Source organism: Streptomyces sp. NTH33, from assembly GCF_003236365.1.
GTDB lineage: Bacteria > Actinomycetota > Actinomycetes > Streptomycetales > Streptomycetaceae > Streptomyces.
The window spans coordinates 1-13,098 of the sequence record NZ_POTZ01000169.1; the positions used below are offsets into that span (position 1 = coordinate 1).

Here is a 13,098-nt window from a genome sequence, read left to right on the forward strand (position 1 = left end):
CGGATGATCTGCCCCCAGTCCGCCCCCATGCACCAAACGCCCGCTGACCAGCAGCGGAGCGCGGGCACCACTTGCTAGCGGTCTTCGTTCGGGACGAAGAGGTCGTGGGTTCAAATCCCGCCACCCCGACAGTGAAGTACCAGGTCAGGGGCCTGATCCGCTCAGCGGGTCGGGCCCCTGAGTGGTTGTGGGGCTGCTGCGGGGTGCCACGGGTTCCGGCATATTGCTCCTCGAAGCCGCCCGGCATGCGCTCCCGCCGGTCCGGGCCACCCGGAGCGCGGTCAGTCCGCCCCGGGTTCGTCGGGCGGGTCGGCGGCGGCCGCGTCGCGCAGCGCCTCCAGCAGTCCGCGCAGGGCGGGCTGTTCGAGGGCGGTCTCCCGTACGGCCGCCGAGATCACCCGGACCGGTTCGGGGTTGCGGACCGGACGCACCACGACGCCGGGGTGCCGACCGCGCAGCCCCAGCCTCGGCATCAGGCCGACACCGAGACCGGCCGCGACGAAGCCCTGCGCGGTGGCGTAGTCCTCGCTCTTGACGACGAAGTCGGGGCTGAAGCCGGCCGCCGCGCAGGAGTCGATCACCGGTTCCAGGCAGGGCCCGGGCGGCTCACTGCCGACCCACTGCTCGCCGGACAGCTCGTTCAGGTCGATGGCCTCTTTGTCCGCGAGCGGATGACCGAGGGGCAGTACGACGGCGTACGGGTCGTCGAGGAGGTGGACGAGCCGGAAGCCGTCGCCGGCGCGGTCATGCGCCTGGACGACCACGGCCAGGTCGGCCCGGCCCCGTACCACCTCCTGGGACGGGTCCTCCGGGTCGGTGAGTTCGAGGTCGACGCGAACGCCGGGGTGCTCTGCGCGGAGCCGGGCCAGGGCGGGGGCCACCAGCGTGGAGCCCGCCGTGGCGAAGTAACGGACCGACAAGCTGCCGGTGCGTCCGGCGCGGAGGTCGGCGAGGGCGGTCTCGGCCTGGGCGACGGCCGAGCTGATCAGGGCCGCGTGCTCGGTGAGCAGCAGACCGGCGGCGGTCGGCCGCACCCCGCGGCCGACGCGTTCGAGCAGTGGCGTGCCGGCCTGTTTCTCCAGTGCCGCCACCTGCTGGCTGACGGCGGACGGTGTGTAGCCGAGGTGGGCCGCGGCAGCGGTGACCGTGCCGCTGGTGACCACCGCGCGCAGGACCTGCAGTCGCCTCACATCAAGCATGTAGTAGAGCTTAACAAACCTGGTAGAACCATTTGCTTGTTCTCAAAGTTCATCTGGGGCATCGTCGAAGGGCCGGGACCGGGCGAGCCGCCGGCCCACCGGTGGAACCGGCCACCGAAGTCGAACGCCGAGCCGCGTACCGGGCCGAGTATCGACCGAACGGAGGAAAGCATCGTGAGCAGCAGTAGTCGGAGCCTGTGGGGCGGGTTGCGCGTGGCCGTGCTCGCCCTGCTGTGGGGCTCGACCTTCCTCTGGATCGAGCTGGCGCTGCGCGGGCTCTCCCCGCTCCAGGTCACGTTCGTCCGCTGTGTCCTCGGCGCGCTCGTCCTCACGGTCGCCTGCTACGCGACGGGCCGGCGCATGCCTCGGGGCGTCACCGTCTGGCGCCACATCGTCGTCGCGGCCTTCTTCTGCAACGCGCTTCCGTTCGCGCTGTTCAGCCTCGGTCAGCAGACCGCCGACTCGGGCCTCGCCGGAGTCCTGAACGCCACGACCCCGCTCTGGTCGATCGCCCTCGGTCTCGCCCTCGGCTCGGTAGACGGACTCCGCCCGGCCCGTATGGCGGGCCTCCTGCTCGGCTTCGCCGGCACGATCGTCATCCTCGCCCCGTGGCAGTCGGCCGGGGCCACCGGCTGGGGAGCGCTCGCCATCCTCGGCGCGGCCGCCAGCTACGCCATCGCGTTCACCTACATGGGCCGCACCCTGGTCGGCAAGGGCACTCCCACCATCTCGCTCTCCGCCGCCCAGCTCGTCGCCGCGAGCGGACTGACCGCCGTCGCGATGCCGATCGGCGGCCTGGAGTCGATCGACCCCGGCCCGGTGGTCCTGATCGCAGCCGTCGTCCTCAGTGTCTTCTGCACCGCGATCACCTTCCACCTCACCTACCGGATCATCAACGACGAGGGTGCCACCAACGCCGCGGTGGTCGGCTATCTGCTGCCCGTGGTCTCCGTCCTCCTCGGCGCGGTCGTCCTGGGCGAGAACCTGAGCGCCCGGGTGGTGCTGGGCATGGCCGTGGTCCTCATGGGCGTCGGGATGACGCGGCGGAGCGGGGCGACGGCCGCGGCTGCGGCCGCGGCTGCGGCTCCGGCCGGCGAGGGGGCGGTGGAGGGCACGTCTGCGGCCGCAGGGGAGCCGACGGCCGAGAAGCCTGCCTCCGAGGACGTGGTGGCCGGGTCGTGACCGCCGACGCCCCGGCCGCCTGCCGCGCGACCCTCCTCTTCTTCCGTCCCGCAGACCGTCCACCGCCTGGCCCCAGCACGGACGAGGTGGGGCCGGCCGACCGCCGCTCCGGAGGTAGCAGAACACACGCAGTGTCAGGCGGCTGAACTGCTGGGCAGACAGGGCACGGCCCACCCGGGCCGCCACCGGGATGCGCGGACCGGAGCCGCTGCGGGCGGTCAGCCGTGGCGCGGGACGCCGCCGTGAGCTCGGTGCACGGATGCAGCCTGGCCACGTGCACGCGGACCGGGCCCACAGGCCGGACAGGTGTGGGAGGGCTCGCGCAAGGGTCCGGGGAATCTGTGCAGGAGCGTCGCACGGACTGCACACAGCCTTTCGAAATCCCCGTTAGCGTGACTGACCGCTCGATCCCACGTGTGAACGCGACCAGGCCGTGGCCCCGGTGGGCCGACGGCGCACGCAACCCAGGAAGATCGCAGATGGACTACTGCTCCTCGTGTCGTCGGCACCTCAACGGCGCCCTGGTGTGTCCCGGGTGCGGCGCCTACGCCCCGGACATCGCGCCGCCCGCCGTCGGCACGCGCACCGGCTCGGCCCGGGGCGCCGCCCCGACGACGACCGGCGACGCACCCGGCATCACGCATGCCGGAGGGGCCGGGGTCCCCGACGCCTGGCACGACGGCCCCCTGCCCGGCGAACCGCACGGCGAAGCAGAGCTCGGATCCGGCGCGAGCACGGCCCCGTCCACCGGCGTCGAGGACATGCCTCCCGCGCGCCAGGGACGGGCGGCGCGGCGTCGCCAGCTGGCGCGCTGGAAGAAGAACAAGCGCCGGGCCGCGGTCGCGACCGCCGTCGCACTCGTCGGAGGCGGCCTGACCATCGCCACGATGGGGCGTGACGCCACCGACCGGGCACAGGCGGCCACAGCACCGGACAACCAGGGCATCGGCTTCGCCGAGGAGGAGCAGGAGGAGCAGGGGGAGGAGCAGACGCCCCAGCACACTCGTCCGGCGCCGGCGCCGCCCACCACGCACCGGTCGTCACACGCCACTTCCGACCACGCCACTTCCGACCACACCGCTCCCGACCACACCGCTCCCGTGGCGCAGTCGCCGACGGTCAACGCCCCGCAGCACACCACGCCGCCGATCGCCCGGACGGACGCCACCGCGTCTCCCCGTCAGGCTGCGACATCGGCCCCACAGCCGCAGAACACCGCCCCGTCCTCGGGCGACACGGCCCCCGACCGCACCGGTACGACGGCGGAACGGCCCTCGGCGCCCGCAGCCTCCGGCCGCACGAACTCCGACACGGATTCCGGCACGAAGTCCGGCACCCAGACCGACCCCGCACCGGCATCGACACCGCCGACGCAGGTCTGCCTGCTCGTGTTGTGCCTGGGCTGACTGCGCTCAGCACCCGGCCGGCAGCGTGCCGTCAGGCTCCGGCCCGTCGTCCGGCTCGTTTCACGGAGGCGATCACGGCGGAAAGGACAGTGGTCGCGGCGAGGCTCCCCACCATGACCATCCCCGCGCCGATCACGAAGAGGCCGCTGGCGTCGTCCGACCAGTCGTAACAGGCGGCAGCGGTCAGGCCGGCCGTGGTGCCGAGCACAGCGCCCGTGACCCAGCCCCGGTATGCCGCCCAGCACACCGGTGCCAGCAAGGTCAGCACCAGCCCGATCACCTGCCACGCCGCGTACGGACCGGTCACCGAACCATCGGGGTGCACGTCGTAGTGCTGGTCCCAGCCCAGCCAGGCAGCCCACATCGCCAGTGCCACGACGGCCAGCGCGGGGATCGACAGCAACGGGGGAGCGGGTTTCAGCAGTCCTTGGCTCATGGCTCAAGCGTTCCGACTCGTCCCGTCACCGACCAGGGCGCAAGTACTCAGTGTCGTCTGAGTACTTGACGGCCAGTGCGTCATGGCAGGGGCTGTTCCGCCCAGATGACCTTTCCGTCGGTGGTGTAGCGGGTGCCCCACCGTTCGGCGAGCTGGGCGACGAGGAAGAGCCCGCGCCCGCCCTCGTCCTCACTCCTGGCGCGGCGCAGCCTGGGTGAGGTGCTGCTGCCGTCGGAGACCTCGCAGACGAGTGCGCGATCGCGGAGCAGCCGTAGCCGGACCGGGCCGGTGGCGTGCCGGATGGCGTTGGTGACCAGTTCGCTGGCGACGAGTTCGGTGGTGAAGGCCAGGTCGTCCAGCCCCCAGGCGTCGAGCTGCGCGGTGGCCAACGCGCGGGCGTGGGAGACGACCGTCGGGTCGCTGGGCAGGTCCCACTGGGCGACCTGTTCCGGGCCGAGCGCGTGGGTGCGGGCGACGAGCATGGCGACGTCGTCGCCCGGCCGGGCCGAAAGCAGTGCGTCGAGGACCGCCTCGCAGGTGTCCTCCGGGCCGCGGCCGGCGCAGGCGAGCACGGTGCGCAGCGCGTCCAGGCCGATGTCGACGTCCTGGTACCGCTTCTCGATCAGGCCGTCGGTGTACAGCACCAGTTGACTGCCCTCGGCCAGCTCCAGCTCGACGGTCTCGAAAGGCATCCCGCCGAGCCCGAGCGGCGGCCCCGGCGGCAGGTCGACGAACTCCACCGTGCCGTCGGGTGCGACCAGCGCGGGCTGGGGGTGCCCGGCGCGGGTGAAGGTGCACCGTTGGGACACCGGGTCGTACACGGCGAACAGGCACGTGGCGCCGATGATCCCGGAGTCCGGGTACGTCGGCTCCACCGCCCAGCCCTCGCCCCGGTCGAGCCGGCCCACCAGGTCGTCCAGGTGGGTGAGGAGGTCGTCGGCCGGCAGGTCCAGGGAGCAGAAGTTGTGCACGGCGGTGCGCAGCCGGCCCATGGTGGCGGCGGCGTGCAGTCCGTGACCGACCACGTCGCCCACCACCAGCGCCACCCGGGCGCCGGACAGCGGGATCACGTCGAACCAGTCGCCGCCCACCCCGGCCTGTGCGGGCAGGTAGCGGCAGGCGACCTCGACGGCGCTCTGCTCGGGCCGGCCCCGGGGCAGCAGGCTGCGCTGCAGGGTGAGGGCGGTGTTGTGCTCGCGCGTGTAGCGGCGGGCGTTGTCGATGCAGATGGCCGCGCGGGCGGCCAGCTCCTGGGCCAGGGACAGGTCGTCGTCCTCGAAGGGGGCCGGTTTGCCGGAGCGGTAGAAGCTCACCACGCCGAGGGTCGCGCCGCGGGCCTGCAGCGGCACCGTGATCAGGGAGTGGATGCCCGACGCGAGGATCCGGTCACCCCGCGCCGGGTCCTGGGCGAACCAGCCGCGGGCCTTGGCCAGGGCGGGTTCGAGCACGGACTGCCGGCTGTCCAGGCTGCAGGCCTGCGGCGTCGACGGCGTGAACCGTATCTCTTCCCCGGCGCCGTACAGGGGAGGGTCCTCGTCCATGGCACCCAGCGCCACCCGGCGCAACGCGGTGCCCACGCGGAACGGCTCGGGCTCCTCGCCGCGCAGCACGGCACCGGGCAGATCGACGGCGGTGAAGTCGGCGAACCGGGGGACGGTCACCTCCGCCAGCTCCTCCGCGGTCCGGGTGACGTCCAGCGTGCTGCCGATCCGCAGACCGGCCTCGTGCAGCAGCTCCAGACGCCGGCGGGCCTGCACCGCCAGCCGGCCGACGCCGGTCTCACCGACGAGCAGCGGCCAGCCTCCTCCGTCGCCGTGACCGTCCGTTCCGGTCCGGACCCGCGGGTACGGCTCGCCGGTCGCGGACGCCGGAGGGGGTGCGGTCACTGCCGTGCGCAGGACGGCCGGGGGTGTTCCGTCCAGCTTCGGCGCGGCGGGAGGCAGCACGGGAGGGCTCGCGAGCGGGGCCGCAGGAGGTGCCGCGGGCGGGACTGCAGGAGGTGCCGCGGGCGGGGCCGCAGGAGGTGTCACGGGCGGGATGATGACGGTGGCCGCCGCGGATGCCCGGAACGGCTCCGCCGAAACGCCGGGTCCGACGGCGCTCAGGCTCGGGCCGCCGAATATGCGGGCCTCGACGACCACGCCGGTCTCGCCCGCCGCTCCGGTGACCGGGCGGCGCCGTAGCGTGGCGATCCGCCCACCGGGGAGGACCACCTCGTCCAGGGTGCGCTGCGGGGAGGCGATGAGCGCCTCGGCCTTCTCCCGCAGCAGGGCCAGGTCGATCCGGCCGAGTCCCGCGTTCTCGTGTCCGTTCGCCTGGTCCGACGGCGTGCGCTCGGGCCAGGACCATCCGGGCGCGCCGTTGCGTGCCCGTCGGTAGGCGGCGAGCAGGGCCCGTTCCCGTGCCGTGGCCTGGTCCAGCAGCCGCGTCTCGATGTCGCGAACGGCTTCGCGGGCCAGTCGCAGCATGGCCAGGTCGCCGTGGTCGCGCAGGCAGGTGAGGTCGACGACGGCCTCGATGCACCCGCTGAGCGGGTTGCGGACGGGCGCGCCCGCACAGGCGAACGGCACCAGACAGTCGGCGAAGTGCTCACGGCCCACGACGTAGAACGGGCCGCGTCCGGCCAGCGCGGTGCCCACGCCGTTGGTGCCCGAAACCGGTTCGGAGGTGTCGCATCCGGGGGCGAAGCGCACCTCGTCGAGGCGCTGGAGGAGCTTCCGGCCGCCCCCGAGCCGCTGGGCCATGTGGCCCTGCCCGTCGCACAGCACGACCGTCACGCCCGTACCGGCGAGCGACGCGGACAGGTCCGCCAGCACCGGCTCGGCGGCACGCAGGAGCCGGTCGTCCAGCTCCAGCTCGGGCGTGCGGGGGAACGTCATCCGGTCCGGCTCGAGACCCGCGATCCGGCACCGCTTCCAGGAGTCGAGCACCGAGTCGCGTACGTCCGCTTCGACCGGCGCGCCGGACAGGAAACGCTCATGGGCGTCGGCGAGCCCGCCGATGTCGTCCCACGCGATGGACACCGGGATCACTTCCTCACGTGGGAGCGCCCCGACCGCGCCGCCGCTCGGCTGGTCCGGGGCCTTTCCACGCAACTTCACCGTATGCCCCCTGTGACGCGAATCACAACACACGACATGGGGGCCGGTCGCCCACGCCGCTCCAAGGCCAAAGAGGGCCGATGACGTGCATGACGGCGTTCATGAACGCCGTCCACGCGGCCCGGCGGCCGGATGTCGCCGTCCTCGTCGTAGCGGGCGCCGTCTCCGGCGAAGCAGTGGCCGCGGCCGACGCCGGTCTGCCCAGCTGCCCGGCTGCTCGGCGAGAGCGACGAGAGCGACGAGAGCGACGAGAGCGATAAGAGCGGTCGAGAGCATCGAGAGCAGTGGTCCCGCGGGTGCGTCCGGCGCTCTGCTGGCTAATCTGCACGCGTGACAACCGAGTTGACCCTGCTGCCCCGAGTCGCCTGCCGCGGACGGGAGATCACCGCACCCCGGCTGCGCGGGCTGTTGGCGTTGCTCGCGGAGGATCTGCGCACCGGCTGCAGCACGGGGCGGCTGGTGGAGGGTCTGTGGCCGGACGAGCTGCCGGAGCGGCCGGGCAAGGCGGTGCAGGTCCTGGTGTCGCGGCTCAGGGCGCAACTGGGTGCCGATCTGATCATGAGCACGCCGACGGGATACCGGCTGGCGCTGGACGGGACGCAGGTCGACAGTTCCGCGCTGCTGCTGCACGAGGCGGCGAGCGGTGAGCACGCGCGAGCGGGGGATCACGGCGGCGCCCTGGCACAGGCCGAGGCGGGCCTGGCCCTGTGGGACGGGAGCGTGGGCGCCGGGGCGGATGAGGACCTGCGCAATCCGGTGGTGGCGCTGCGCGCCGACCGGGTCCGGGCCCACCGTTCACTGGTCCGTTCCCGGGCGCTCGCACTCGCCCGGGTGGGGCGGCGGGAGGAGGCAGCGGCACCACTGGCCGAGCTGGCGCGGGAGTCGCCGTGGGACGAGGAGGTGCTGACGGAGCTGCTGCGCTGCGAGGCCGCCACCGCGGGCCGGGCCGCGGCGCTGACCCGGTACGACACGTACCGCCGCGGGCTGCGCGACGAGCTGGGGACCGATCCGGGGCCCGGACCGAGGGCCGTGTACCAGGAGCTGCTGAACGCGGACGTGCCGCCGGTCCGCCACGGCGTGCCGCACGAGCCGAACCCGCTGCTGGGGCGGGACGCCGACATCGCTGCCGTGGCCGGGCTGCTGCGCGACGCCAGGGTGGTCACCGTCACCGGTCCCGGCGGGCTGGGCAAGACCCGCCTCTCCCACGCGGTGAGCCGGGTGGCCGAACAGCCTGTGGTGCACTTCGTCGCCCTGGCCGGTGTCACCGTCGACGAGGACGTGGCCGGTGAAGTGGCCTCGGCCGTCGGCGCCGGGGAAGGCCGGCAGTTCACCGGCGGCAAGGATGTGGTGAGCGGCATCGTCGGCGCGCTGGGTCCGGGCCCCGTGCTGCTGGTGCTGGACAACTGCGAGCACGTGATCGCCGGTGCGGCCGGTCTCGTACAGGCGCTGGTGTCGCGGTCGAGGGAGCTGCGGGTTCTGGCCACCAGCCGGGCTCCTCTGGGGCTGACCTCGGAGTCCGTGTACGCCCTGCCGGAGCTTTCCCTGGCGACCTCGGCCGAACTCTTCGAGCAGCGGGCGCGGGCGGCCAGGCCCGGCGTGGAACTGCCCGCCGACCGGGTGGCCGAGATCTGCCGTCACCTGGACGGGCTGCCACTGGCCGTGGAACTGGCGGCGGCCCGGGTACGGGTGCTTTCCGTGGCCGACATCTCGCGCCGGCTCCGGGACCGTTTCGCGCTGCTGCGCGGCGGCGCTCGCGACGCCCCCGAGCGGCATCGCACGCTGCGGGCCGTGGTCGAGTGGAGCTGGAACCTGCTGGAACCCGACGGTCGGGCAGCGCTGCGCGCGTTGTCGGTGTTCCCCGGGGGTTTCACCGAGGATGCGGCGGAGTGCGTGCTCGGTGGGGCGGGGGACACGCTGGATCTGCTGGAGCGGCTGGCCGGTCAGTCCCTGATCAAGGTGGGTGACAGTCCTTCCGGGGTGCGCTTCCACATGCTGGAGACGCTACGGGAGTTCAGCGCCGCCCGGCGTGAGGAGGCGGGCGAGGAAGAGGCGGTGACCGACCGGTTCCTCTCCTGGGCCCGGGACTTCGGCCGGGCGCACCACGACGTGCTGCTCCGCGGCGAGCCGCTGCGCTCGTGGATCCGTGTCCGGGCCGAGCAGGACAACCTCGTCCTGGCCCTGCGGTACGCGCTGGCCCGCGCCGACGGGCCCACCACCGCGGCGCTCACCGCCGTGCTGGCCTCTCTGTGGGCCACCGCCTCCAACTACGCCCGTCTGACCACGCTCGCCGCCGAGACCGGCGGACCGCTGTCCCACTTCCGCCCCGGCCCCGAGGACGTCGAGCCGGCCCGCAGCGCGGCGGCGGCGTGCACGGCCAGCCTCTTCATGGGCCACGGCCCGCATGCCGTACGCCAGCTCGTCACGCTGCGCCGGCTGCCGCCCGCCCCGCCGGACACCGTGCCGCGGGCGCTGGCCGTCGTACTGGGTGCCGTACCGGACATGCACCCGCCTCATTACACGCGGCTGCAGGAGTTGTGCGACACCGACGAGCCCATGCTGGCGGGCGTCGCGGCGGGCGTCGCCAGCTACGTGTGGGAGTCCGAGCACGAGACGGAGCGCGCACTTCAGTGCGCCCGCCGGATGCTCGCCGCGCTGGGGCCGCTCGGCAATCCGGCCATTCAGTTGCTCGGTCATGGGCGGATCAGCGAGTTGTGCCTGCAGTCCGAGCGTGGCGCGGAGGCGTACGACCATCTGCGGGCCGCGCTGGACGCGCTCGATGAGTTCGGCGACTGGTCGGACTCCGTCGGCGTCCACTGGGGGCTGGCGCACGCCTGTCTGCAGCGCGGGGAGTTCGACGAGGCGGAGTACTGGCTGGGACTCGCGGCCCCGGATCAGCAGCCGGAGTCCGCCCAGCCCTACGCCGGCGATCTGCCCGCCCGGGCGGAGATCGCGCTGGCCCGGGGGCTCACCGAGGTCGGGCTCGGGCTGTGGCGCCGGGCGGTGGAGCCGATACAGGAGGACAGCCGGCTCCAGGCCGACGACCCGTTCGTGGATCAGTGGTCGCTTCAGGTGCAGTCGGCGGCGCTGGCGGCGCACGCGCAGCATGGTCGGCTGGAGCCGGTGGCCGGGCTTGCCGGGCAACTGCGGGAACGGCTGCTCGGGATGCTGTCCGGTTCCTCGGACGACAGGTCTCCGGTGGAACTGCCGGTGTACGGCACGGTCCTGCTGGCGCTCGGACTCGCCGGGCTGGCCGGTGGCGACACGGCGGCCGTACGGCTGGTGGCGCTGACGGAGCGGATGCCGGTGATGCGGGGGTTCCCCACCCTGTTCTCGTCCCGGGCCCGGCAGGCGGCCGAGGACGCCGACAGGGCGGCGTACGCCGAGGCGAGGTCGGCGTACGCCGCCCTGGGGCGGGAGGAGCTGCGGGCCGCGGCGCTGCGCGAGCTCACCGCTGCGGCCCGTGGGTGACGCGGCTCACCGCCGCGGCCCGTGGGTGACGCGGCTCACCGCCGCGGCTCGCGGGTGAACTGCGCCTTGGACCACAGGTGGCCCAGCAGGGCCAGCCCCAGGCACCAGGCGACGGCGAGCACCGCGTTCGTGGTGCCGATCCCGCTGCCCAGCAGCAGCCCGCGCAGGGTCTCGATGACCGGCGAGAACGGCTGGTACTCGGCGAACCAGCGGAACCAGCCCGGCATGGCGTCCACCGGCACGAACGCGCTGGACAGGAGCGGCAGCGCCATCAGCGGCAGCCCGATGTTGCTGGCCCCTTCGGGGTTGGGACTCACCAGGCCCATGCCGACCGCGATCCAGGTCAGAGCGAGGCTGATCAGCGTCATCAGCCCGGCCGCCGCGATCCACTCCACCGGCGTCGCGTCGGGCCGGAAGCCGATGGCCAGTCCGATGCCCAGCACCAGCACCAGGGCCAGCAGTGTCTGGATCACGCTGCCGAGCACGTGGCCGACCACCACGCAGGCGCGGGAGATCGCCATGGTGCGGAACCGGGCGATGACGCCCTCGGTCATGTCGGTGGCCACCGACACCGCGGTGCCGAGCGAGGTCATGCCCACGGTCATGACGAGGATGCCGGGGACCAGGTAGGCGATGTAGTCGGCACGGTCCGCGGGACCGCTGGTGATGCCTGCGCTCATCACGTCGCCGAAGACGTACACGAAGAGCAGCAGCAGGACGACCGGGGTGAGCACGACGTTCAGGGTGAGGGAGGGGTAGCGGCGCGCGTGCAGGAGGTTGCGCCGCAGCATGGTGAGGTTGTCGCGGAAGGCGTGGGTGGCGGCGCTCATCGGACGGCCTCCTTGTCGGTGGACTCGGTGGACTCGGTGGTCTGGGCGGGTACGGGGCTGCCGGTCAGGGCGAAGAACACGTCGTCCAGGTCCGGGGTGTGCACGGACAGCTCGTCGGCCTCGACCCCGGCGGCGTCGAGCCAGTCGAGGATGGCGCGCAGCTCGCGCTGGCTGCCGCCGCTGGGGATCTGGAGGGTGAGCGCCTCGTCGTCACACGTGGCCTCGCGCAGCGCGGTCGCCGCCCGTTCGTGGACCACCGGGTCGGAGAAGCGCAGCCGCACGTGGCCGCCGGGGACGAGCCGCTTGAGCTCCCCGGCACTGCCCTGGGCGACGAGCTTGCCGCCGTTGAGCACCGCGATGCGGTCGGCGAGCTGGTCGGCCTCCTCCAGGTACTGGGTGGTGAGGAGGACGGTGGTGCCGCCGGAGACCAGTTCGCGGATGATCTGCCACATGGTGTGGCGGGAGCGCGGGTCGAGGCCGGTGGTCGGCTCGTCGAGGAAGATGATCCGCGGGTCGCCGACCAGGGTCATGGCGAGGTCGAGACGGCGCTTCATGCCGCCGGAGTAGGTGGAGGCGGGCTTCTTCGCGGCCTCGACCAGGTCGAACCGCTCCAGCAGCTCGGCGGTCACCCGCCGGCCCTCTCCACGGGAGAGGTGGTGCAGGTCGGCCATCAGGAGCATGTTCTCCTCACCGGTGATCAGGCCGTCCACGGCGGAGAACTGGCCGGTGACCCCGATGGCCGCCCGGACCGCCTGCGCCTCGGCGGTGAGGTCGTGCCCGGCGATCCGTGCCTGTCCGCCGTCGGCGGAGATCAGGGTGGACAGGATGTTGACCACCGTGGTCTTGCCCGCGCCGTTCGGCCCGAGCAGCGAGAAGACCGTGCCGGCGGGCACGTGGATGTCGATGCCGTCGAGGACGGTCTTGTCCCCGTAGGACTTGCGCAACCCGGTGGCTGCGATCGCGGGTTCCCGATGCGTCGTCGTCATGCCGCAGAGCGTGCGGCCGAGGCGGTTCAGAACGGCTTCAGCCCGGTTTCAGCCCGCTGGAGAGGGCTTCGGAGAGCTGAAACGCGCACGTCAGGGACACCCCGCTCGCTCGGATATCGGTGGCCGCTGCTTGGATGTCTCGACCACCCCCCGCGCCATCGCACCGTGTGTTCCATGGCGCGGCAGGCGTTTCTCGAAGCCATGTGGACGTACGACGAGGAGGGACCCATGGGTGCGAAGGAGCCCGACGGGAACAGATCGGTGCCGGAAGGATGGCGGACCGGGCCGGCGTGGCGTGAGCTCGACGGGCGGGCCGCACGGCGGCGCCGGGTCCTCCACGGGGTCGGAGTGGTCGCCGCCGTGGCCGTAGCCCTCGTCGCGATGAGGCCCGAATGGGCGCTGTCGCACCTGCCCGGCGAGCTGAAAGACCGGTTCGCCTCCTCCTCCGAGGACGTGGAGGCGGCCTCCGCCCCCCCCTGCCGCCCGAGAC

The 13,098-nt window shown here is 73.1% G+C and carries 8 protein-coding genes and 1 pseudogene; 4 read left to right on the forward strand and 5 right to left on the reverse strand.

Annotated features, from left to right (window positions below; genetic code table 11):
- Positions 1–281: 281 nt before the first annotated feature.
- Entirely contained in the window at positions 282–1,199 is a 918-nt protein-coding gene (locus tag C1I97_RS17720) for a LysR family transcriptional regulator (protein ID WP_111004193.1), read from the reverse strand.
- Positions 1,200–1,370: 171 nt separating this feature from the next.
- Here C1I97_RS17720 and C1I97_RS17725 point away from each other — a divergent pair, with 171 nt between their 5' ends.
- Both C1I97_RS17725 and C1I97_RS17730 read left to right on the forward strand, forming a co-directional pair.
- Positions 1,371–2,381, forward strand: coding sequence for a DMT family transporter (locus C1I97_RS17725; protein ID WP_441349123.1), 1,011 nt, complete (start codon positions 1,371–1,373; stop codon positions 2,379–2,381).
- 479 nt (positions 2,382–2,860) lie between these two features.
- The gene (locus C1I97_RS17730) at positions 2,861–3,787 is read left to right on the forward strand and encodes an SCO2400 family protein (RefSeq protein WP_111004194.1); all 927 of its coding nucleotides are present in this window, start codon (positions 2,861–2,863) and stop codon (positions 3,785–3,787) included.
- A gap of 31 nt (positions 3,788–3,818) precedes the next feature.
- Here the strand turns inward: C1I97_RS17730 and C1I97_RS17735 are convergent, their stop codons facing one another.
- Complete coding sequence (locus C1I97_RS17735) at positions 3,819–4,223, reverse strand: hypothetical protein (protein WP_111004195.1); 405 nt, start codon at positions 4,221–4,223, stop codon at positions 3,819–3,821.
- An 80-nt stretch (positions 4,224–4,303) separates the two neighbouring features.
- Positions 4,304–7,255: a SpoIIE family protein phosphatase gene (locus tag C1I97_RS17740; protein ID WP_111004196.1), complete on the reverse strand. Its 2,952-nt coding sequence runs from the start codon at positions 7,253–7,255 to the stop codon at positions 4,304–4,306.
- A gap of 399 nt (positions 7,256–7,654) precedes the next feature.
- Here C1I97_RS17740 and C1I97_RS17745 point away from each other — a divergent pair, with 399 nt between their 5' ends.
- Positions 7,655–10,792, forward strand: coding sequence for an ATP-binding protein (locus C1I97_RS17745; protein ID WP_111004197.1), 3,138 nt, complete (start codon positions 7,655–7,657; stop codon positions 10,790–10,792).
- 35 nt (positions 10,793–10,827) lie between these two features.
- Here the strand turns inward: C1I97_RS17745 and C1I97_RS17750 are convergent, their stop codons facing one another.
- Together C1I97_RS17750 and C1I97_RS17755 are read right to left on the reverse strand one after the other, a co-directional pair.
- A complete protein-coding gene (locus C1I97_RS17750; RefSeq protein WP_111004198.1) occupies positions 10,828–11,622 on the reverse strand; it encodes an ABC transporter permease in 795 nt (264 codons plus the stop codon).
- Entirely contained in the window at positions 11,619–12,608 is a 990-nt protein-coding gene (locus C1I97_RS17755) for an ATP-binding cassette domain-containing protein (RefSeq protein WP_111004199.1), read from the reverse strand. Before C1I97_RS17755 ends, C1I97_RS17750 begins: the two co-directional genes overlap by 4 nt.
- Before the next feature lie 228 nt (positions 12,609–12,836).
- Here C1I97_RS17755 and C1I97_RS17760 point away from each other — a divergent pair.
- Positions 12,837–13,098 (forward strand): annotated as a pseudogene (locus C1I97_RS17760) (hypothetical protein); the annotation flags it as partial.